18 protein-coding genes are annotated in these 20,556 nt (G+C 68.3%); 12 read left to right on the forward strand and 6 right to left on the reverse strand.

Annotated elements, in window-relative coordinates; genetic code table 11:
• Window positions 1-24: 24 nt before the first annotated feature.
• Window positions 25-486, reverse strand: a complete 462-nt coding sequence (locus tag ABNX08_RS22565; RefSeq protein ID WP_022537923.1) for a MaoC family dehydratase N-terminal domain-containing protein — start codon at window positions 484-486, stop codon at window positions 25-27.
• Entirely contained in the window at window positions 483-1,712 is a 1,230-nt protein-coding gene (locus tag ABNX08_RS22570; RefSeq protein WP_022537924.1) for a CaiB/BaiF CoA-transferase family protein, read from the reverse strand. The genes ABNX08_RS22565 and ABNX08_RS22570 overlap by 4 nt, the downstream gene beginning before the upstream one ends.
• Before the next feature lie 107 nt (window positions 1,713-1,819).
• On the opposite strand from ABNX08_RS22570, the gene ABNX08_RS22575 reads away from it, so the two are divergent.
• Complete coding sequence (locus ABNX08_RS22575) at window positions 1,820-2,719, forward strand: LysR family transcriptional regulator (RefSeq protein WP_022537925.1); 900 nt, start codon at window positions 1,820-1,822, stop codon at window positions 2,717-2,719.
• Window positions 2,720-2,737: 18 nt separating this feature from the next.
• On the opposite strand, the gene ABNX08_RS22580 is transcribed toward ABNX08_RS22575, so the two are convergent.
• Window positions 2,738-3,928: a helix-turn-helix transcriptional regulator gene (locus ABNX08_RS22580; RefSeq protein WP_022537926.1), complete on the reverse strand. Its 1,191-nt coding sequence runs from the start codon at window positions 3,926-3,928 to the stop codon at window positions 2,738-2,740.
• A gap of 414 nt (window positions 3,929-4,342) precedes the next feature.
• Window positions 4,343-6,598, reverse strand: coding sequence for a mechanosensitive ion channel domain-containing protein (locus ABNX08_RS22585; RefSeq protein ID WP_349605227.1), 2,256 nt, complete (start codon window positions 6,596-6,598; stop codon window positions 4,343-4,345).
• A gap of 429 nt (window positions 6,599-7,027) precedes the next feature.
• On the opposite strand from ABNX08_RS22585, the gene ABNX08_RS22590 reads away from it, so the two are divergent.
• The gene (locus ABNX08_RS22590; RefSeq protein WP_022537928.1) at window positions 7,028-7,810 is read left to right on the forward strand and encodes an SDR family NAD(P)-dependent oxidoreductase; all 783 of its coding nucleotides are present in this window, start codon (window positions 7,028-7,030) and stop codon (window positions 7,808-7,810) included.
• A gap of 80 nt (window positions 7,811-7,890) precedes the next feature.
• Window positions 7,891-9,474 (forward strand): fatty acid--CoA ligase, encoded by a 1,584-nt coding sequence (locus ABNX08_RS22595; protein ID WP_022537929.1) that lies wholly within the window; start codon window positions 7,891-7,893, stop codon window positions 9,472-9,474.
• A 117-nt stretch (window positions 9,475-9,591) separates the two neighbouring features.
• Here the strand turns inward: ABNX08_RS22595 and ABNX08_RS22600 are convergent, their stop codons facing one another.
• Together ABNX08_RS22600 and ABNX08_RS22605 are read right to left on the reverse strand one after the other, a co-directional pair.
• Complete coding sequence (locus tag ABNX08_RS22600; protein ID WP_022537930.1) at window positions 9,592-10,584, reverse strand: tripartite tricarboxylate transporter substrate binding protein; 993 nt, start codon at window positions 10,582-10,584, stop codon at window positions 9,592-9,594.
• A gap of 98 nt (window positions 10,585-10,682) precedes the next feature.
• Complete coding sequence (locus tag ABNX08_RS22605) at window positions 10,683-11,777, reverse strand: porin (RefSeq protein ID WP_022537931.1); 1,095 nt, start codon at window positions 11,775-11,777, stop codon at window positions 10,683-10,685.
• Between the two features lie 635 nt (window positions 11,778-12,412).
• Here ABNX08_RS22605 and ABNX08_RS22610 point away from each other — a divergent pair.
• The 9 genes from ABNX08_RS22610 (at window position 12,413) to ABNX08_RS22650 (ending at window position 20,531) form a co-directional block, all read left to right on the forward strand.
• Window positions 12,413-13,303: an alpha/beta fold hydrolase gene (locus tag ABNX08_RS22610; RefSeq protein WP_022537932.1), complete on the forward strand. Its 891-nt coding sequence runs from the start codon at window positions 12,413-12,415 to the stop codon at window positions 13,301-13,303.
• A 250-nt stretch (window positions 13,304-13,553) separates the two neighbouring features.
• Window positions 13,554-13,859, forward strand: coding sequence for a recombinase-like helix-turn-helix domain-containing protein (locus tag ABNX08_RS22615; RefSeq protein ID WP_374063702.1), 306 nt, complete (start codon window positions 13,554-13,556; stop codon window positions 13,857-13,859).
• A 47-nt stretch (window positions 13,860-13,906) separates the two neighbouring features.
• Window positions 13,907-14,977, forward strand: coding sequence for an aromatic ring-hydroxylating dioxygenase subunit alpha (locus ABNX08_RS22620; RefSeq protein WP_022537934.1), 1,071 nt, complete (start codon window positions 13,907-13,909; stop codon window positions 14,975-14,977).
• The gene (locus ABNX08_RS22625; protein WP_022537935.1) at window positions 14,970-15,743 is read left to right on the forward strand and encodes an SDR family oxidoreductase; all 774 of its coding nucleotides are present in this window, start codon (window positions 14,970-14,972) and stop codon (window positions 15,741-15,743) included. Before ABNX08_RS22620 ends, ABNX08_RS22625 begins: the two co-directional genes overlap by 8 nt.
• A 32-nt stretch (window positions 15,744-15,775) precedes the next feature.
• On the forward strand, window positions 15,776-16,312 hold the full coding sequence (locus ABNX08_RS22630; RefSeq protein WP_022537936.1) for a cupin domain-containing protein: 537 nt from the start codon (window positions 15,776-15,778) through the stop codon (window positions 16,310-16,312).
• Between the two features lie 32 nt (window positions 16,313-16,344).
• Complete coding sequence (locus tag ABNX08_RS22635) at window positions 16,345-17,199, forward strand: IclR family transcriptional regulator (protein WP_041681960.1); 855 nt, start codon at window positions 16,345-16,347, stop codon at window positions 17,197-17,199.
• Between the two features lie 5 nt (window positions 17,200-17,204).
• A complete protein-coding gene (locus tag ABNX08_RS22640; RefSeq protein ID WP_041681712.1) occupies window positions 17,205-18,008 on the forward strand; it encodes an SDR family oxidoreductase in 804 nt (267 codons plus the stop codon).
• On the forward strand, window positions 18,001-19,710 hold the full coding sequence (locus tag ABNX08_RS22645; RefSeq protein WP_022537939.1) for a thiamine pyrophosphate-binding protein: 1,710 nt from the start codon (window positions 18,001-18,003) through the stop codon (window positions 19,708-19,710). The genes ABNX08_RS22640 and ABNX08_RS22645 overlap by 8 nt, the downstream gene beginning before the upstream one ends.
• 14 nt (window positions 19,711-19,724) lie before the next feature.
• Window positions 19,725-20,531: an aspartate dehydrogenase gene (locus tag ABNX08_RS22650; protein WP_022537940.1), complete on the forward strand. Its 807-nt coding sequence runs from the start codon at window positions 19,725-19,727 to the stop codon at window positions 20,529-20,531.
• The last annotated feature ends 25 nt before the right edge of the window (window positions 20,532-20,556 follow it).

Here is a 20,556-nt window from a genome sequence, read left to right on the forward strand (position 1 = left end):
ATGCACCCTCGCGTGCCGCATGGTTCAGTGTCCCGCCAGCAGCCGGCGCGCGGTATAGGTCATGACCTTTTCGTCGCGCTGGTTGAACACCTCGATACGCGAATCCACCACCGCCCGGCCGCTACGCGAAGTCGGCCGGATGCCGGTCACGGTCACGGTGGCACGGATGGTGTCGCCCACCATCACCGGCGCGTGGATCTGCTGCGCCAGTTCGAGCATCGCCAGCCCGGTGCCCTGGATCATGGTCTGCAGGATGAAGCCTTCGATCAGCGTGTAGGTCAGTGCCGCCGGCACCGGCCGGCCCTGGATCGCGCCGCCGTCGTAGCCGGCTTCGATAAAGATGGCCTCGACCATGCCGGTGACCGAGATAAAGTTGACCAGGTCGGTCTCGGTCACGGTGCGGGCGAAGGTGCGGAAGGCCTGGCCCTCCTTAAGGTCCTGCCAGTAGAAGCCCTGCCCCAGCCGGGGCAATTCGGTGTGCATCATGGTGTCTCCTCGGTGGATGCGGGTTGGCTGCAGCGCGCCGCGCCGGTCTGTTGCAGGCGCGCGATCTCGTCGGCGCACAGCCCCGCCTGCGCCAGCACGCCGGCGGTGTGCTCGCCCAGCCGCGGCGGGATGCCCAGCGGCGCGCGCTCGCCGTCGAAGCGTACCGGCGCGCCGGGAAAGCGCAGCGTGCCCATGGCCGGGTCGTCGAGCGTCTCGAAGAAGCCAGTCGCGGCAAGGTGCGGGTCGTCAGGCAGGTCGTCGAGTTCGTTGATGCGCGCCACCGGGATCTGCAGGCGTTCGCACAGCGCCAGCCAGTGCTCGATGGTGTGTTGGCCCACGATCTCGCCGGTGATCTCGTACAACGTCTCGATATGCCGCGTGCGTGCGGCGATATCGGCAAAGCGCGCGTCGGCGGCCAGTTCGGGGCGCTGCGCGGCGTGGAAGAAGTCGCGCCAGTGGGCATCGGTGTACGGCATCATGCAGACGTACCCGTCTGCGCTCCGGTAAGGCCGGCGCAACGGTGCCAGCACGCGCGGATAGCCGCTGGGCCCGCGTGGCGGCTCGAAATGGCGGCCGTAGAAATGCTCGACCAGGTTGAAGGCGACCATGGACTCGAACATCGGCACCTCCACCAGCGTGCCCTTGCCACCGGCATCGGGCGCGCGCCGCGCCCGCCCGGCCAGCGCCGCGCAGACGGAGAGCGCGGCCACCAGCCCGCTGGTCTTGTCCGCTGCGATGGTCGGGAAATAGCGGCTCTCGCCGGTCTGCGCCGCCATCAGCGCCGCATTGCCGGACAGGCCCTGGATGATGTCGTCGTACGCCGGCCGCCCGCCGTAGGGGCCGTCCTCGGCAAAGCCCAGCAGGCTGACGAAGACCAGGTCAGGGTGGCGCGCTATCACGTCATCCGGCGCCAGCCCCAGCGCTGCCAGCTTCTGCGGACGCATGCTGTGCATCAGCACATCGGCGCCGGCCAGCACGCGGTCCAGCGCCGCCTGCGCGGCCGGCTGCTTCAGGTCCAGCACCACGCTGCGCTTGCTGCGGTTGACCCCAAGGAAGATCGCCGCCATGCCGGGCTCGGCGGCGGGGCCGGTGCGGCGCGTGGAATCGCCCTCGGGCGGCTCGATCTTGATCACTTCGGCGCCCAGGTCCGCCAGCCACTGGCTGGCGTAGGGCCCCATCACCACCGTGGACAAATCGACCACGCGGATGCCTGCGAGCGGCAGCATGCTGTTGTCTCCGATCTTTGTACCGTGGGGCACAGCGTAGATCAGGGAGCCCCGCTGGTCTAATATTAGTTTTTTAGTAACCGATATGTGTGGGATATCAGGCCATCATGGACCTTCGCCAACTGCAGCAATTCGTCGCCCTGGCCGAGACCGGCAACTTCCACCGCGCTGCCGAGCGCCTGCACATGGCGCAGCCGCCACTGTCGATCTCGATCCGCAAGCTCGAGGAACAGCTCGGCACCGCGCTGTTCGTGCGCACCTCGCGCGGCGTGCGGCTGACGCAGGCGGGCGAGGCGGCCCTGCACGACGCGCGCCGCGCGCTGTTCCACGCGCAGCAGGCGCGCGCCGCGGCGATGGCGGCGGGGCAGGGCGAGCGCGGCGCGCTGCGCATCGGTTTTGTCGGCTCGGCCACCTATGCGCTGCTGCCCAAGCTGATCCCGGCGTTCCGGGCGGCGCATCCGGGAATCGAGCTGATCCTGCATGAATCGACGACCGCATCGATCCTGGACCGCCTGGAGAAGCACCAGCTCGACGCCGGCCTGGTGCGCTTCCCGATCCTGAGCAGCGGCGATTATTCGCTGACGCCGCTGGAGAATGACGTGTTCGTGGCCGCGGTACCGGCCGACAGCCCGCTGGCAGGCGAGGAATCGATCCCGCTGCGCACGCTCGCGGCCGAGCCCTTCATCATGTATCCGGCGGAGCAAGTGCCCAACCTGCATGCCGTGGCGATGATGCTGTGCCAGCAGGCGGGGTTTGTCCCGCGCGTCACGCAGGAGGCGGTGCAGGTGCAGACCCAGGTCAGCCTGGTGGAGAGCGGCCTGGGCGTGGCGCTGGTGCCCAGCGTGGCGGCGCGCTACGCCAACCGGCGCGTGCGCTTCCTGCCGCTGTCCAGCCCGCGGCCCGCTGGGCGCATCGGTATCGCGCTGGCGGCGCGGCCGGACGCTGGCGACCGCCAGGTGCAGCGCTTCCTGGCCGCGGCGCAGGAAGCGGTCGGCGAAGGGAAATAGGGAGGCGGCTCAGGTGGATTAGGCGACCCGCGTCGGACGCGGCGTGCGCGGCCGGACGGCCGACGTCACGCCGGCACGCTCCAGGTTTACGCCCGGCAGCAGGTGCAGCAGGCGCACCAGCTCGGACTGGCGATGCGTGCCGGTCTTGCGCAGCGTGTCGCGGATATGCACGCGCACGGTATGGGGCGACAGGAATTCCCGCTCGGCGATCTCATTGAGCGTTTCGCCAGCCGCCAGGCGGATCGCGATGATGCTTTCCTTGCGCGACAGCCCGAACAGTGATGTCAGTACACTGGCATCGAGCACCGAACGCGATTCCGAATTGCCCAGCAGCATCATCGCCGCCGGCAGTTGCCACGGGCCTTCCACCGGCTGGCGCGACACCAGCGGCGTGACGATGATCGGCACCGGCTGGCCCCCGGAGGTGATATGCATCCATGAGCCCGACGCTGCATCGGCGCCGCGGTCCCGCACCGCGCCGTCGAGCAGCCGGCGCAGCACCGCCTGCAGCGCGTCGCTGTGGGCGCGCAGCACGCCGTCCTGCAGCGACAGGTTGCTGTCGGCCTGCACCAGCGCCTCGGCCCAGCTGTTGGCGTAGCGCACGCGCAGGTCGGCCTGCAGCACCATCACGCCGAAGTCCAGCGTATCGAGGCCGGCCAGTCCCAGGCTGGCCAGCCCGCTCAGCTCGAAATTGCGCTGCTGCATCCGCGCTGCGCGCACCCAGTGCGGCATCACATGCGCCAGGCGCCGCTCGCGCTGGCCCGCGCTGATGCTGCCGGCGCTGGTGCCGCTCATCAGCACGCAGACTTCGGCGTTCTCGATCAGGCGCATGCCCTGTTCCAGCCCGCTGCAGGCGAGCGTGGCCGCGGCCGGGGCGACCACCCTGCCGTCATGCGCGGCCGCGACCGTGGCTTGCGCCAGTTCCGGCATATCGGACGGGGCACAGCAGGGGCCGCCGTGGGGCAGGTCGAGCGGGCCGGGCAGCCACCCGGGCACGCTGACGCCGCTGGTGTAGCAGCCGTGCGGCGTCACGCCCAGGCGGGCATGGCCTGCGAGCTTGTCCCAGATCAGGTAGCGGGGGCTGCCGGTGGAGGTGTAGCGGGAAAAGAGGTCAAGGGCGGCGGGCATGGCCGCGACGTCCAGCGCTGACTCGTAGATAGAGTCGACCAGGCGATGAAAGTCATCGTCCGAAGTCGGGTGTTCGCCCATGTTCAAATTCCCCCCGGTGGCAAACGCCTCTTGCTCAGCGCCACGGCAAGTGGCCATCCTCTAGTGTTATCGGTTCCGTTCTGGCGTTCTGTATATGCGCCGATACGGCTGCTGCGGGCAACGCGCCGTTCCGGGCGGTTGCGGTACGCCAATCATGCCAAACAATGTTGTTTGTTTTATCCCCCGTGTCGGGGGGGAAAACACGGATTGTCGGCGTTGGCCGGCCGCTCTTGTCCGTACGGGGCCTGATACCGCCGCGCCGCGATGGTAATCGCCGAGAGGAAAACTTCAAAATTTTCAGCGCTGAAACAGTGCCAGGCGTTTCGCGCGCGCCACATCCGGCGGGCGCAATGATCGTGTCATACAGGGGCAAAAAAACACAGCGTACCCGTTTCTGCGTGCGGCTCGAGCCCTCTATTGTGATGCGGGAGGCCCATTGTCGGTGCCGGCCAGTTGGGCCACGCCGCCATCGACCTGGATCGTCAGGCTGGGCGAGGCCATGCGGATGCCGTTGGCGTCGAAATTGCGCTTGAGCCGTACGTTGAAGGCGCGCGTGATTTCCGCCTGCGTCAGCGGCCGGGTCTTGAACTGCGCCATCACCACGGGGCCGCTGGGGTCGAAGCGGTCCAGCCCCTGGATATCCAGCCCCGACAACAGGTTGCGCGCGTAGCGATGGTCGCGCGCGATCTCGGCGCCGGTGGCGCGGATCAGTTCCACCGCGCGGTCCAGGTCGCTCTGGTAGCTGATGCCGATATTGAACACCGCGTAGCCGTAGCCGCGCGACAGGTTCTTGACCGCCTTGATCTGGCTGTACGGCAGCGTATGCAGCGCGCCGCGGCCGTCACGCAGCTTGACCGTGCGGATGGTCATGCCTTCGACCACGCCGGCATGGTCGGGCAGTTCGATCGAGTCGCCGATGGCGATGGTGTCCTCGACCACGATAAAGAGCCCCGTGATCAGGTCCTGCACCAGGCTCTGCGCGCCGAAGCCGATCGCCAGCCCGACCACGCCCGCGCCGGCCAGCAACGGCGTCACGTTGACGCCCAGGTTGGCCAGCACCGCAATCACCGCGATCACCAGCAGCGCGATAAACGAGGCATTGCGCACCAGCGGCAGGATGGTCTTGACACGCATGCCGGGCTGCGCGCCGCGTCCGTGCATCGGCGACAGCGTCTGTGTGATGGCGGTGTCGATCAGCAGCCAGACCAGCCACGCCAGCAGCACGGTGCTGGTCACGCTGAACACCGTCTCGGTGATATGGCGCCCCGCAGTCGACGATTCGGCCAGCCGGACCAGAGATGTGTCCCAGGTGCGCATGATCATTTCCAGGAAAAACGCCCAGACCAGCACGCGCACCAGCGCCATCGCAAAGCGGCCGAAGCGTTGCAGGTAGGCCGAGCGCCGGCGGTCGCGGATGCGCAGTGCATGCGCCGTGGCCTTGGGCGAGCGCCTGGCGAGCATGGTCAGCAGCAGTGCGGCGACGAACAGTGCCACGGACGCGACCGTGCGGCGCAGGAACACGTCGGCATGTCCGGTGGCCAGGACGGTGCCGATCACCGACGCCACCACCACCGCCAGCACTGGCAGGTGCCACGCCTGGCCAGCAAGCCGCAACAGGTCGGTCACGGCCGGATGCGCCTGGCGAAAGGCCAGCGGCCGCTGGCTGATCAGTTGGCCGATCTGGCGGCGGAAATACAGCGCGAACACGCCGATGCCCAGCGCCGCGGCGATATTGGCGGTAGTGGACACCAGCGCCGCGAGGTTGGTGCCGATCACGGCGGTGACGCGGCCGTCGGTGGTGCTGTCGCCCAGTGCCGCCAGCGCGCCGGTACAGAACAACAGCCACGGCGAGCGCGCCAGCAGCTGCCGTACCGCGAGCTGCCGGTGGGCGCTGCGGAACAGCACGAAGATGACCTGGCATATCGCCGCCGCGAGCGCGCCCGCCACGATCGCATACGCGACCAGCACGCCGGCGACGCTCGCCGGCGACTGGGCAAAGGTGCGGTTGGCCAGCAGCATCGTGAGCCCGAAGGCCACCATCCACGGTCCGATATGGCGCAGCATGTAGATGGCGATGTCGACCCAGGAGGGCAGCTCGGGCAGCTTGCCGCGCTCGGCACGCGCTGGCTTGGGCGCACGCCGGCGCCGGATGAGGTGGCCGATCTCCCACAACAAAAAGCCGCATATCGCCCACACTGCCAGCACCAGCGCGAACTCGCGCAGCGACGCCAGCGCCGTGCGCGTGCCACTGTGGGTGATCGCGGCGCGCCATTCCTCACCTGCGAAGCGCATGCGCCAGCGCCAGTACTGCCTCGCGCCGTGGTCCTCGCGCAGGTGCAAGTCGACCTCGTCCAGCACTTCGGCCACGGCCGTGATCAGCCCGGGCGCCGACGCGCCGGCCTCGGCAGCCGCCGCGGAGGCGGGCGCCACGGCGGAGGCATCCAGGCCGCGCCGCATGGCCTGCAGCTGCCCCACCAGGGCGCGCCGCTCGCGATCGTCCTGCAGGGTGGCGATGACCTGGTCCAGCGACTGCGCCAGCAGCACGCTGGCCGGCGCGGCAGGCGCGCTGGCGGGCGCCGGCCGCGCCGCCTGCGGCAGCAGCCCGGCGAGCGGACCGGCCGGTGCGGCGCGGGCCGCTGGCGCCTGCAGCAGCGCGCACAGCCACGTCATCAGCAAGATCGTGAGCAAGATCGGCGCCGCCGGCGTGGCGCCAGGCAGCGGCAAACGAGCGGGGGCATTGCGTTCGGTTTTGCGCATGGCTTGGAATCCGTTGCCGGGTCCGGCGTGCCGCTGTCGGGCCTGGCGGGGGAGGGGCCGTCGATCGCCTCACTGTAGCGCATCGGCCGCGACTGGCGCGGGTGATGCCGGGGGCGCGTGGCCAAGGCGGCGCACTGCGCAAAAATGCCGGCACGCGCGCGTCGCTGCCATGCCACCCCGTTCGTCGCTTCGGACGATGCGTGTGCAGGCCCGATGCACGAAATTCGAACCCACTCCGGCACAGGCGTAATTTCTCCTGGCACATGCCGGCAACATCGAAACCGCGGGGCCGCACGCATCCGGCGCGGCCCGGCCAGTGACAACAGACAAAGGACAGACGGCATGGAACTCAATGCATCGGTATCGGCAGTGGTGACGGGCGGGGCCTCGGGCCTGGGCGCGGCAACGGCCCGCGCGCTGGCGGCGCACGGCGTGCGCGTGGCGCTGTTCGACCTCAACGTTGAAAAGGGCGAAGCGCTGGCGCGCGAGCTCGGTGGTGTGTTCTGCCAGGTCAACGTCACCTCCGAAGCCGAAGTCGAAGCCGGGTTTGCCAGGGCGCGTGCCGCGATCGGCCAGGAACGCATCCTGGTCAACTGCGCCGGCACTGGCAACGCCATCAAGACCGCTTCGCGTTCCAAGGAAGCGCCGGACCAGATCAAGCACTTCCCGACCGATGCCTTCGAACGCATCATCCAGATCAACCTGATCGGCACCTTCCGCTGCATCGCGCGCTCGGCCGCGGGCATGCTGACGCTTGACAGCGCCGACGGCGAGCGCGGCGTGATCATCAACACCGCGTCGGTGGCGGCGCAGGACGGCCAGATGGGGCAGGCCGCGTATTCGGCATCGAAGGCCGGCGTGGTCGGCATGACGCTGCCGATCGCGCGCGACCTCGCGGGCGAGGGCATCCGCGTCAATACCATCCTGCCGGGCATCTTCAATACGCCGCTGCTGCAGGGCGCCGCCGAGAACGTCAAGGCAGCGCTGGCCGCATCGGTGCCGTTCCCCAAGCGACTGGGGCAGCCGGAGGAGTTCGCTTCGCTGGCCGTGGAGATGTGCCGCAACGGCTATTTCAATGGCGAGTCGGTGCGCCTGGACGGCGCCATCCGCATGGCGCCGCGCTGAGGCCGGCAACGGCGCCAGTTGATCGGCGCGGCCGGCCACCATCGAGCCGGCCCGCCCCCGCAACCATCACGGAGACGCGGATGGAATTCAGCTACCTGGCGACGCTGCCCGCTGCAGTCCGCCATTTTGCCCGGCTGCGGCCCGATGCCGCGGCGTATTCGTTCGAAGGCCGGCTGACCACCTATGCCGGGTTCGAGAGCAATACCGACCGCGTGGCGCAGGCGTTGCTGGCCGAGGAGGTCGGCGTGGGCGACCGCATCGCCTACATCGGCAAGAACAGCGATCACTACTTCGAACTGCTGCTGGGCGCGGGCAAGTGCGGCGCGGTGATGACGCCGGTCAGCTGGCGGCTGGCGCCGCCGGAGGTGAAGTTCATCGTCGGGCATTGCGATGCGGTGGTGCTCTTCGTCGGGCCGGAATCCGCGGCCTTGGTGACGCGCCTGCTGCCGGCGCTGCCCATGGTGCGCAAGGTGATCGCCATGGAACCCTGCGCGGAGCTGGCCGAACGCCCCTGCTACACCGCCTGGCGCGATGCGCAGCCCGCCACGCCACCGGCGCACCATCCGGCGGCGCACGACGTCGTGCTGCAGCTCTATACGTCCGGCACCACCGGCCGGCCCAAGGGCGCGATGCTCACGCACCGCAACCTGACCATTGGCACTGAAGTCAGCGAACGCGAGAGCATTCCGTGGTCGCACTGGACCGCGGACGACATCTCGCTGGTGGCGATGCCGGTGGCGCATATCGGCGGCTCCGGCTGGGGGCTGCGCAACCTGCTGTCCGGCGCCAAGGGCGTGGTGGCGCGCGAATTTGACCCGCGCGCGGTGCTCGACTTCATCGAGCAGGAACGCATCAGCAAGCTGTTCATGGTGCCGGCCGCGATGCAGATCGTGCTGCGCGATCCACGCGCGCGGCAGGTGGACTACTCGCGCCTGAAGTACCTGCTGTACGGCGCCGCGCCGATTCCCGCGGCGCTGCTGCGCGAGGGCATAGAGGTGTTTCGCTGCGGCTTCGTGCAGCAGTACGGCATGACCGAGACCACCGGCACCATCGTGGCGCTGCCGCCCGAGGACCACACCACCGAGGAGGTGCCGCGCATGCGGGCTGCCGGCAAGCCGCTGCCGGGTGTCGAACTCAAGGTGGTGGACTACGAGGGGCGCCAGCTGGCGCCGGGCGAAGTCGGCGAAGTGGTGGTGCGCGCGCAGCACAACATGGCCGGCTACTGGAAGCAGCCCGAAGAGACCGCGCGTGCCATCGACGCCGAAGGCTGGCTGCGCACCGGCGACGCCGGCTACATGGATGCCGAGGGCTACCTGTACATCCACGACCGCGTCAAGGACATGATCATCAGCGGCGGCGAGAACGTCTATCCGGCCGAGGTCGAGAGCGCGATCTACGGCCACCCGCAGGTGGCGGACGTGGCGGTGATCGGCGTGCCCGACGAGAAGTGGGGCGAGGCGGTCAAGGCCATCGTCGTGCTCAAGCCCGGACTGGAAGCCGACCGCGACGGCATCATCGCGTGGACGCGGCAACGGCTGGCGGGATTCAAGGTGCCCAAGAGTATCGACTTCGTCGATGCGCTGCCGCGCAATCCGTCGGGCAAGCTGCTGCGGCGCAAGCTGCGCGAGCCGTTCTGGGAAGGGATGAACCGGCAGGTGAACTGAGCCAGTACGCCCACAGCAAAAGCCCGCCATAGTTGGCGGGCTTTTGCTTTGCCGGTTACCCCAGCCGCACACGGTTTGCTGCCGCGAAGCGGCGCAAGCCGAAGCCGGTGCGCTGCCTCAGTCGGCCTGGATGCCGAACTCCTTGACGATCTTGGTATAGCGCGTGGTATCGGCGGCAATCAGCTTCGACAGCGTTGCCGGCTCGCCGCCCGCGGGCGTCACCGCGATGGTCGCCATGCGCGACACCACGTCGGGCATCTTCAGGATCTCGTTGACGTGGGTGTTGAGCAGGCGCACCACGTCAGCCGGCATGTTCTTGGGTCCCAGCAATGCCTGCCACGCGCCGATCTCCACATCCTTGTAGCCGAGCTCTGCCAGCGTCGGCACGTTGGGCGCGAACGGCGAGCGCTTCTGGTCGGCCACCGCCAGCGGCACCAGGCTGCCGTTGCCGACGTACTGCGCGACCGCGCCGTAGGTGACGTAGGTCACCGGCACCTGGCCGCCGATTACGTCGACGATGGCAGGGGCGAGGCCGCGGTAGGGCACCTGGCTGATCTTGATGCCGGCGGACTTGTTGAACAGCTCGCCCATGATGTGCATCGGCGAGCCGTTGCCCGGCGTGGCATAGGTTTCCACCTTGCCGGCCTTGGCGCGGGCCACCAGGTCGCTCATCTTGGTGATGCCGGTGCCCTTGTTGACCACCACGAACAGCGACTGCGTGCCGATCTGCGCGACCGGCGTGAAGTCGTGCTGCACGTCGTAGCTGGCGCCGGTGCCGGCCTTGAGCACCAGCGGCGCGATGGCGACGGTGTTGGGTGCCAGCAGCAGCGTGTAGCCGTCCGGGTTGGCACGGGCCACGTAGGCGCTGCCGATGGTGCCGGCGGCGCCGGTGCGGTTTTCCACTACCACCGACTGCTTCAGGCGCGGGGCGAGCTTCTCCGCGAACAGGCGGGCCAGGACGTCGACATCGCCGCCGGCCGGATAGGCGACGACGATGGTGATGGGCTTGTTCGGGTATGCGCCCTGGGCCAGGGCAGTGCCGGTGGCGGTGGCGACCAGCGCGGTCGCGGCGGCCAGCGTGGCGAGTACTTTGCGGCGTGCAGACTTCATGATGTTCAGACCTCGGGAAAACTGGGCACCCGGCAGGGCCGGGGGCCGCATGGCTGGGGAGAGCCCGGCGCCTGCGCGGCACCGGGCGACCGCCGGACTCAGAAAATGTGCTTGATGCCGACCATCGAGCCCCACTGGTTCTCGCCCGGACGCGGGTTCGAACCGGGCGAGCCGCCGCTGACCGACATCGCCAGCTGGCCGCCGTTGTTGATAAAGCCGGCGGTCGCATACACCGAGGTGCGCTTGCTGAAGCTGTACATCGCGCGCAGCGTATACAGCATGGCCTGGTTGTCGCTGCCGTGGTAGTTCAGGAAGTAGACCTGGCCGGCAAGGTTGACCGCGGGCGTGATGTCGTAGGACACGCCGGCGTAGTACAGGTCGCTGATCGGCGTGGGGCTGCCTTCGTTGTCGCGGCGGATCCAGCCGGCGCCGAGCTTGGTGCGCTTCAGCAGCATGTAGCCGCCCACCGAGAGGCGGTCGTCGGTCAGGCTGCTGTTGGTCAGGCCGCCGAACGCGCCAGGGCCGCCGCGCTGCGAGTCGTATGCCGCGGTCACGCCCCAGGTCTTGTTGTCATAGCCGATCATGGCCGACCACTCGCGGCACGCCTTCTTGTCGGCGGCGTTCTCGCCGGCGCAGTTCGTGCCGGAGGGGCTCGGGCCGGCGTTGACCGCATCGCGCCCGAAGCTGTAGGTGGCGCCGAGCACGAAGCCACTGAAGTTGGCCTTGTACGAGATCGCATTGTCGGCGCGCGTATTGGGCAGGTAGCTGTCGAGCGAGCCCGAGCCGTACACGTTGGGGCCGAGAATATCGCTGTCCAGGAGAGCCCAGAACAGCATCGTGTACTGGCGGCCGAACGAAAGTTGCCCATATTGGCTGGTCAGCCCGACCAGCGCCTGGCGCCCGAACAGGCGGCCGCCCTGGTTGGAGGTGCCCGAGTCCGGCGAGAAGCCCGACTCCAGCACGAAGATGCTCTTCAGTCCGCCGCCCAGGTCCTCGGTACCGCGGATGCCCCAGCGCGAGGGCACGGTGGCGGTCAGGTTGGGCATGCGCACCAGTCCGTCGCCGTTGGCGCCGACATTGCTCACGTACTCGACACCCGTATCGATGACCCCGTACAGGGTGACCGAGGACTGCGCCGAGGCCAGCAGGGGGAAAGCCGCGGCCAGGCCCGCGGCGATTCGTGCAAGTTTCATCTACCAGTTTCCTTCCAGTTTTCCGTCTTGTAATCGTCTTGTGGTCCGGGCCGCTTCGATGGCGGCCGCGCTTCAGGGCAGGCTTGTGGTGGGCAGGTTCTTCTCCTCGTTATGGGTCTGCGCGGGCAGGCGGGCCAGGGCGATGCAGTCAGGGCAGCCATGTCCCGTTGGCGGGGCTTTGATGCAGCGGCCCATGGGAACCGGTGAAAAATGCTGCTTCAGCCTCTTGTATGTTTTATATATGGAACGTCAAACAACCTAAGAAACGTTGATGAAAATATAGCCGCGACTTTCCTTAAACTGTGAGGAGGGTTATCCCTAGTGCGGTCGCGCGACGACGGCATTGGCCGGCTGGTTCTGCACCCGGCGAGTGCGACGGGTGAGCACTGGCAGTGCAGGGAGCGGCATGCGTGGCCGCGTCCGCCGCTTGGCCGGGTCAGCTTGAAATCCGCATTAACAAAGGCATTGCGCCGGATGACAGGGTCCGGCGCTGCGAGGCGCGCGCGAACCGGCACATGCACCATGCCGAAGCAGTCCATGACAGAGGATTTCGACACTATCGTTAACCCTGATCCCACTTCGCCAGGCCGACGCCTATGCTTCAAAGGTTTTATTTGCAAACCTAGGTTTTATATATGAAACAAAGACAGCCCCACATCCCGGCACAACCGGACCGGCAGTTGCTGGAAGCCCTTGACAGCGGGTTTGCGGAGCGGGTCGCGCAGGTCGGACCCGACGGCGCGCAGGTGGCTTACCGCAGCGGCGGCACCAGCGGCCCGGTGATCGTGCTGCTGCACGGCATCAGTTCCGGCGCTGCCTCGTGGCTGCCGTGCGCCAGCCTGCTGACCGCGCAGGCGCGGGTGATCGCCTGGGACGCGCCGGGTTACGGCAACTCGACGCCACTGGCGCAGCCGCGGCCGCTGGCGGCCGACTATGCGATGCGGCTCGACGGGCTGCTGCAGGCGCTCGGCGTGCAGCCCGCGCTGATCGTCGGGCACTCGCTCGGCGCGCTGATGGCGGCGGCCTATGTCGCCAATGCGCGCAACCTGCCGGCGCGACTGCTGTTGCTCAGCGTGGCGCAGGGCTACGGCGGCCCGGGCAAGGAAGCGCAGGCAAAGGAGGTGGCGCGCCAGCGGCTGGAAGCGCTCGAATCCCTCGGCGTCGAGGGCCTGGCGCAGCGCGGCCCGGCCCGCCTGCTGAGCGAGGAGGCCGACCCCGGCGCCCAGGCCTGGGTGCGCTGGAACATGCAGCGGCTGAACCCGGACGGCTACCGGCAGGCGGTCGCCATGCTGTGCGGCGACGATATCGACGCCTACCTGGCGCGCCGCCCGGCAGCGCCGCCGACGCAGATCGCCTGCGGCAGCCGCGACGTGGTCACCACGCCGCCTGCATGCGGCACGCTCGCCGAACGCTTCGGGCTGCCGTTCTCGCTGATCCCGGATGCCGGCCACGCCTGCTATATCGATCAGGCGGCCGCCACCGCCCGCCTGATCCGGGCCGCGTTGCCTGCCGACCAGGCCTCTTAATCCTGACCCAATAGCGGCGGTGCCCCGCATCGCCGCCATCGGCGCGCACGTTGCGCCACCCGTCCCACATCGCTGCGCATTCCGCGGGTTAACCCCAGTCAATTTTTAAGGCGACGTTGTCTATAGTCGTACCTGTGTTCAATATCTAAACCAGTGTTTCATTAGTAAAACATGACGGACGCAAAGCAAGGTGCATCCGGACGACGTTGGAACACGGTCCCCCAAGCTGCAAGACATGGAGCAAAGCGCAATGGAAAGCCTCTCGTACAACCCGAACCTGGTGCCCTGGGAGCGTCCGGCGCCGAACAACGTCGCAGGCAAGGGCCATATCGAGCAACCCGGCAAGGTCGCCAACATCGTCTGGCAGACCCGCGCCAGCGCCGCGACCGCCTACGAGAACGCGCTGGGCGATGCCCTGGAAGCCGCGTTCGAGGGCGGCGCGCAGAACCCGCAGGACATCGTGCGCGCCTTTAATGCCGCCGGCTTCCTCGGCGTCGACGGCCAGCCCTGGACCGAAGAGCGCTTCCTGGCCGAAATGCGCCGGCTTGGCGCTTGAGCCCCGGCCCGCCCGCCCTCCACGAAACGCGTCGTAGCGAGAACAACATGGAATCGAACAAGCAAGCCCGCGCCGAAGCCCGCCTGAACACCGGCCTGCGCAACTACTGGTACCCGGTCGCCGCCTCGTGGGCGGTGTCCCATGCCCCGATCGGCATCACCCGCCTGAGCCAGAACATCGTGCTGTGGCGCGATGGCGCCGGCCAGGTCCACGCGCTGGAAGACCGCTGCCCGCACCGCGGTGCGCGCCTGTCGATGGGCTGGAACCTCGGCGACCGCGTCGCCTGCTGGTACCACGGCGTCGAAGTCGGTGGCGACGGCCAGGTCAAGAGCGTGCCGGCGGTCGAGAGCTGCCCGCTGGAAGGTCGCACCTGCGTGCGCAGCTACCCGGTGCAGGAGAAGGCCGGCGCGATCTTCCTGTGGTTCGGCGACCAGGCCCCGCAAGGCGAGGGCAGCCCCGACGAGCTGCGCCTGCCGGAAGAACTGGTCAGCGAAGAACACAGCAACTTCCTGTGTGTGGCGCACTGGGACTGCAACTACCGCTATGCCATCGACAACGTGATGGACCCGATGCACGGCGCCTATCTGCATGCGGTGTCGCACTCGATGGCCAGCGGCGAGAAGTCCGCCGTGATGCAGATCCGCGAAACCGAGCACGGCCTGGTATTCGAGAAGACCGGCCAGCGCGGCGTCAACTTCGACTGGGTGGAATTCGGCGAGACCGGCACGCTGTGGCTGCGCCTGGCGATCCCGTACCGCGCCAAGGTCGGCCCCGGCGGCCCGTTCGGCATCGTCGGCATGGCCACGCCGGTCGATGAAGACCACTGCATGGTGTTCTTCTGGCGTACCCGCCACGTGCAGGGCTGGGAGCGCGATGTGTGGCGCTTCCTGTATCGCAACCGCCTGGAGCAGCTGCACTGGGACGTGCTGGAGCAGGACCGCGTGGTGCTGGAGATGATGGCGCCCAATGCGCGCGATCACGAGATGCTGTACCAGCACGACGCCGGCATCACGCGCGTGCGCCGGCTGCTGAAGCGCCGCGCCGACCAGGAAGTGGCCGATGAGCCGGTCGCCATGCTGAAACCCGCGCAAGCCGCCGGAGCCGCCAGCCATGCCTGAGGCCCTCACGAACAACACGCTGCTGGCCGGCCGCAAGGTGCTGGTCACCGGCGCCGCGCGCGGCCTGGGCCTGGCCTTCGTCAAGTCGCTGGCTGAAGCGGGTGCTTCGGTGGCGATGGCCGACATCCTGGCCGAGCGCCTGCAGCAGGAAGCCGATGCACTGCGCGCCCGTGGCCTGAAGGTGGTGCCGGTGCCGGTAGACCTGGCCGATCCCGCCTCGGTGCAGGCCTGTGCCGAGGCCGCGGTCAAGGCGCTGGGCGGCCTGGACGGCCTGGTCAACAACGCCGCCGTGACCGATTCCGGCGGGCGCGACGCCAGCGCCATCGACATCGCCACCTGGGACCGCGTGATGAACGTCAACGTGCGCGGCACCTGGCTGATGACCGCCGCCTGCCTGCCGGCACTGCGCGCCAGCGGCCGCGGCGCGGTGGTCAACCTGGCGTCGGACACGCCGCTGTGGGGCGCGCCCAACCTGCTGGCCTACGTGGCAAGCAAGAGCGCCATCATCGGCATGACCCGTTCGCTCGCCCGCGAACTGGGCCGCGACCAGATCACCGTCAATGCGGTGGCGCCCGGCCTGACGCTGGTGGAAGCGACCGAATACGTGCCCCAGCATCGCCACGACCTGTATCGCGAACAGCGCGCGATCTCGCGCGAGCAGCTGCCCGACGACGTCTGCGGCGCGGTGCTGTTCGCACTCTCCGATCTTGCCCGCTTCGTGACCGGCCAGACGCTGGCGGTCAACGGCGGCTTTGTCATGCACTGATCACCGATCCACGGAAAACACAAGGAATCCAAATGAGCGATCTTTCCCAACAAGAAAACATCAAGCGTTCCTGGGACCAACCGGCCGGCGCCTCGTTCGACCAGTGGATGGAAGGCCGCGTCGCGCGCTTCGCCACGCGCAAGTACGACTGGGACGCGCTGAAGTTCCAGGCCGACTACGACCCCAAGTACCGCCGCGCGCAGATGCGCTACCTCGGCACCGGCGGCACCGGCGTGGCCGCGGACACCAATACCGTGCCGAGCGAGAACTTCACCTTCTCCACCATGATCATCCCGGCCGGCCATGAAGGCCCGTCGCATATCCACACCGACGTGGAAGAGGTGTTCTTCATCCTGCGCGGCAAGGTCAAGCTGATCCTGGAAAAGGACGGCGAGCGCTACGAAACCATCCTGACCGACCGCGACCTGGTTTCGGTGCCGCCGGGCGTCTACCGCGAGGAAATCAATATCGGCGAGGAAGACGCGCTGATGTGCGTGATGCTCGGCGCCAAGAAGCCGATCACGCCGACGTACCCGCCCGAGCACCCGCTGTCGAAGATCAAGCGCTGATGCCGGCATCCGCCCGTCCGCCAGCACTGACCATGAGCACGAACGCAATCCCAGCCACGCAAGCCGCTGCCAACGAGACTCCGGACAAGTACATCGTCCCGGGCCTGGAGCGCGGCCTGCGCCTGCTCGGCGAGTTCAGCAGCAAGGACCGCACCATGTCGGCCGCGGAACTGGCGCGCCGGCTCAAGGTGCCGCGCTCGACCGTGTTCCGCCTGCTGGCCACGCTGGAAATGCTGGGCTTTGTCGAGCGTGCCGACGGCGGCCGGGATTTCCGGCTCGGCATGGCTGTGCTGCGGCTCGGGTTCGAGTACCTGGCATCGCTGGAGCTGACCGAGCTGGGCCGACCCGTGCTGGAGCGGCTGCGCGACGAGATCGGCTACCCCACCAACCTGGTGGTGCGCGACGGGCGTTCGATCGTCTACGTGGCCAAGGCGGTGTCGCCGCGGCCGTTCGCGAGCTCGGTCAACGTCGGCACGCGCCTGCCGGCGCATGCCACGGTGCTGGGGCGCGTGCTGCTGGAAGACCTGTCGCTGGCGGAGTTGCGCGCGCTGTATCCGGAGACCCATCTCGAAGTCTTCTCCGACAGCACACCGCGAACGGTCGATGCGTTGCACGGCATCGTCCAGCGTGACCGCGAACGCGGCTACGTGCTGCAGGAGGGCTTCTTCGAAGCCAGCATCTCGACCATCGCGGCGCCGGTGCGCGACCGCAGCGGCAAGGTGGTGGCGGCGCTGGGCGCGACCATCCCCGCCGCGCATATCGATCCGGAACAACTGGACGCGATGGTGGAGCAGGTCAGGCTTACCGCGGGCGAGCTGTCGCGCCTGCTCGACTACCGGCCGTCGCTGCACAGCACCGGCAAGGTGGTGAATCTGTATCGGGAGTGAGGACAATGTCCATGATTGAACTCGGCGGCAAGGTTGCCGTCGTTACCGGCGGGTCCTCCGGCATCGGGCTGGCGACCGTCGAACTGCTGCTCGAAGCGGGTGCCGCCGTCGCCATGTGCGGCCGCGACGAAGCCCGCCTGCGCAGCGCCGAAGCGCAGCTGCGCGAGAAGTTTGCCGGGTGCCGGCTCTTTGCCGCCACCTGTGACGTGCTCAAGCCTGAACAGGTCGCTGCCTTTGCCGCCGCCGTGCAGGCCACGCTGGGCAACGCCGACATGCTGGTCAACAACGCCGGCCAGGGTCGTGTCTCCACCTTCGCGAACACCGAGGACGCGGCCTGGATGGAAGAACTGCAGCTCAAGTTCTTCTCCGTGATCCACCCGACGCGCGCCTTCCTGCCGCAGCTGGAACGTTCCAGCCAGGGCGCCATCGTGTGCGTCAATTCGCTGCTGGCGCAGCAGCCGGAGCCGCACATGGTGGCGACCTCCGCTGCGCGCGCTGGTGTGCTCAACCTGGTGCGCTCGATGGCCACCGAGTTCGCGCCCAAGGGTGTCCGCGTCAACGGCATCCTGATCGGGCTGGTCGAATCGGGCCAGTGGCGCCGCCGCTTTGAAGCGCGCCCCGAAGAAGACCGCCACCTGGACTGGGCCGCGTGGACCGCGCGCCTGGCCCAGCAGAAACATATTCCCCTTGGCCGCCTGGGCCTGCCTGTCGAGGCAGCCCGCGCCATCCTGTTCCTTGCCTCGCCGTTGTCTTCGTACACCACGGGCAGCCATATCGATATCTCCGGAGGACACTCCCGTCATGCCTAATCAGCAACAGTACGAACAACAACAGGTCACCGTGGGCTGCGCCATCACGGCGTTTCTCGAACAGTGCGGCGTCAAGGCTGCATTCGGTGTGATCTCGATCCACAACATGCCGATCCTCGACGCCATGGGCGAGCGCGGCAAGATCCGCTTCGTGCCGGCGCGCGGCGAAGCGGGCGGCACCAACATGGCCGATGCCTATGCCCGCACCACCGGCGGCCTGGGCGTGTGCCTGACCAGCACAGGCACCGCCGCGGGCAATGCCGCCGGCGCCATGGTGGAAGCGCTGACCGCCGGCACGCCGCTGCTGCATATCACCGGCCAGATCGAGACGCCGTACCTGGACCAGAGCCTGGCCTACATCCACGAAGCGCCGGACCAGCTCACCATGCTGAAGGCCGTGTCGAAGGCCGCCTTCCGCATCCGCAGCGCGGATACCGCTATCAGCACCATCAAGCTGGCGGTGCAGACCGCGCTGACGGCGCCGACCGGCCCGGTCAGCGTGGAGATCCCCATCGACATCCAGGCCGCGCTGATCGACCTGCCGGCCGACCTGCAGCCGTTGCCGGTGCCCAAGCACGTGCCGTCGACGCACGCGCTGGACGCGCTCGCCGAGCGCCTGGCCAATGCCAAGCGTCCGCTGCTGTGGCTGGGTGGCGGTGCGCGCCACGCCTCGGCGCAGGTGCGCCGCCTGATGGACCTGGGCTTCGGCGTGGTCACCAGCACGCAGGGCCGCGGCATCGTGGCGGAAGACGATCCCCGAACGCTTGGCGCCTTCAACCTGCACAAGCCGGTCGAGAACTTCTACCAGACCTGCGACGCAATGCTGGTGGTGGGCTCGCGCCTGCGCGGCAATGAAACGCTGAAGTATGAACTGAAGCTGCCGCGCCCGCTGCTGCGCATCGACGCCGACCCGGCCGCCGAAGGCCGCTGCTACCAGAGCGACTGCTTTGTCAGCGGCGACGCCGCGCTGGCGCTGGATGCGCTGGCCGACCGCCTGGAAGGCCGCATGAAGGTCGACCCGGCTTTTGCCGCCGACCTGCGCCGCGCGCATGACGTCGCCGTCAACGGCCTGGTCGATGGCCTCGGCCCGTACTCGGCGCTGGTGCAGGCGCTGCAGGAAGCGGTCGGCCGCAACTTCAACTGGGTGCGCGACGTGACCGTGTCGAACAGCACCTGGGGCAACCGCCAGCTGCGCATCTTCGACTCGCGTGCCGGCGTGCATGCGCTGGGCGGCGGCATCGGCCAGGGCCTGGCGATGGGCATCGGCGCCGCCATCGGCGCGGCGGCGACGGCCTCGGGCAAGAAGACCTTCACGCTGGCCGGCGACGGCGGCTTCATCCTGAACCTGGGCGAGCTGGCGACTGCGGTGCAGGAACGTGCCGACATGGTCATTGTGCTGATGAACGACAAGGGCTACGGCGTGATCAAGAACATCCAGGACGCGCAGTATGGCGGCCGCCGTCACTACGTAGACCTGCATACGCCCGACTACGCCGCACTGTCCAAGTCGCTGTCGCTGCGCCATGCACGCGTCAGCAGCCTGGCCGAGATCGGCACCGCGCTGGAGCAGGCCACGATCGAGCCCGGTCCGTTCCTGCTGGAAATCGACATGCTGTCCATCGGCAGCTTCAAGACCGTGTTTGCCGGCCCGCCGGTGAACAAGGAAACCCCGGCTTCGGAACAGGCCACCGTCAGCGCCTGAGGGAGACCAGAAAAATGCTGCATGTGTCCATGATTGGGTGCGGTGCGATCGGCCGCGGCGTGCTCGAGTTGCTCAAGAGCGATCCGGATGTCGTGTTCGACGTGGTGATCGTGCCCGAGAGCACGATGGACGAAGCACGCGGCGCGCTCTCCGCGCTGGCGCCAGGCGTCCGCGTGGCGACGCACCTGAACGACAGCGACGGCCGTCCCGACCTGCTGGTCGAGTGTGCCGGCCACCATGCGCTGGAAGAGCACATCGTGCCGGCGCTGGAGCGCGGCATCCCGTGCATGGTGGTGTCGGTGGGCGCGCTGTCCGAACCCGGCATGGCCGAGCGGCTGGAAGAAGCCGCGCGCCGCGGCGGCACGCAGGTGCAGCTGCTGTCTGGCGCGATCGGCGCCATCGACGCGCTGGCAGCGGCGCGTGTCGGCGGCCTGGACGAGGTCATCTACACCGGCCGCAAGCCGGCGCGCGCCTGGGTCGGCACGCCGGCCGAGCAGCTGTTCGACCTGGATGCGCTGACCGAGCCGACCGTGATCTTCGAAGGCAGCGCTCGTGACGCGGCGCGTCTTTATCCCAAGAACGCCAACGTGGCCGCCACGGTCTCGCTGGCCGGGCTCGGGCTGGATCGCACGTCGGTGAAGCTGCTGGCCGATCCGCATGCGGTTGAGAACGTGCATCACGTGGAAGCGCGCGGCGCGTTTGGCGGCTTCGAGCTGACCATGCGCGGCAAGCCGCTCGCGGCCAATCCCAAGACTTCCGCGCTGACGGTGTTCAGCGTGGTGCGGGCGCTGGGCAACCGCGCCCACGCGGTCTCGATCTAGTCGCGCTCCACGCGCCCCACAGACT

Source organism: Cupriavidus sp. DF5525 (assembly GCF_040149425.2).
GTDB lineage: Bacteria > Pseudomonadota > Gammaproteobacteria > Burkholderiales > Burkholderiaceae > Cupriavidus > Cupriavidus pickettii_A.

What these genes read in the sequence shown, in the direction of transcription:
- ABNX08_RS22565 (WP_022537923.1), bottom strand. Translation starts at nt 486, where the DNA reads ATGATGCACACCGAATTGCCCCGGCTGGGGCAGGGCTTCTACTGGCAG.
- ABNX08_RS22570 (WP_022537924.1), bottom strand. Translation starts at nt 1,712, where the DNA reads ATGCTGCCGCTCGCAGGCATCCGCGTGGTCGATTTGTCCACGGTGGTG.
- ABNX08_RS22575 (WP_022537925.1), top strand. Translation starts at nt 1,820, where the DNA reads ATGGACCTTCGCCAACTGCAGCAATTCGTCGCCCTGGCCGAGACCGGC.
- ABNX08_RS22580 (WP_022537926.1), bottom strand. Translation starts at nt 3,928, where the DNA reads ATGGGCGAACACCCGACTTCGGACGATGACTTTCATCGCCTGGTCGAC.
- ABNX08_RS22585 (WP_349605227.1), bottom strand. Translation starts at nt 6,598, where the DNA reads ATGACGTGGCTGTGCGCGCTGCTGCAGGCGCCAGCGGCCCGCGCCGCA.
- ABNX08_RS22590 (WP_022537928.1), top strand. Translation starts at nt 7,028, where the DNA reads ATGGAACTCAATGCATCGGTATCGGCAGTGGTGACGGGCGGGGCCTCG.
- ABNX08_RS22595 (WP_022537929.1), top strand. Translation starts at nt 7,891, where the DNA reads ATGGAATTCAGCTACCTGGCGACGCTGCCCGCTGCAGTCCGCCATTTT.
- ABNX08_RS22600 (WP_022537930.1), bottom strand. Translation starts at nt 10,584, where the DNA reads ATGAAGTCTGCACGCCGCAAAGTACTCGCCACGCTGGCCGCCGCGACC.
- ABNX08_RS22605 (WP_022537931.1), bottom strand. Translation starts at nt 11,777, where the DNA reads ATGAAACTTGCACGAATCGCCGCGGGCCTGGCCGCGGCTTTCCCCCTG.
- ABNX08_RS22610 (WP_022537932.1), top strand. Translation starts at nt 12,413, where the DNA reads ATGAAACAAAGACAGCCCCACATCCCGGCACAACCGGACCGGCAGTTG.
- ABNX08_RS22615 (WP_374063702.1), top strand. Translation starts at nt 13,554, where the DNA reads ATGGAAAGCCTCTCGTACAACCCGAACCTGGTGCCCTGGGAGCGTCCG.
- ABNX08_RS22620 (WP_022537934.1), top strand. Translation starts at nt 13,907, where the DNA reads ATGGAATCGAACAAGCAAGCCCGCGCCGAAGCCCGCCTGAACACCGGC.
- ABNX08_RS22625 (WP_022537935.1), top strand. Translation starts at nt 14,970, where the DNA reads ATGCCTGAGGCCCTCACGAACAACACGCTGCTGGCCGGCCGCAAGGTG.
- ABNX08_RS22630 (WP_022537936.1), top strand. Translation starts at nt 15,776, where the DNA reads ATGAGCGATCTTTCCCAACAAGAAAACATCAAGCGTTCCTGGGACCAA.
- ABNX08_RS22635 (WP_041681960.1), top strand. Translation starts at nt 16,345, where the DNA reads ATGAGCACGAACGCAATCCCAGCCACGCAAGCCGCTGCCAACGAGACT.
- ABNX08_RS22640 (WP_041681712.1), top strand. Translation starts at nt 17,205, where the DNA reads ATGTCCATGATTGAACTCGGCGGCAAGGTTGCCGTCGTTACCGGCGGG.
- ABNX08_RS22645 (WP_022537939.1), top strand. Translation starts at nt 18,001, where the DNA reads ATGCCTAATCAGCAACAGTACGAACAACAACAGGTCACCGTGGGCTGC.
- ABNX08_RS22650 (WP_022537940.1), top strand. Translation starts at nt 19,725, where the DNA reads ATGCTGCATGTGTCCATGATTGGGTGCGGTGCGATCGGCCGCGGCGTG.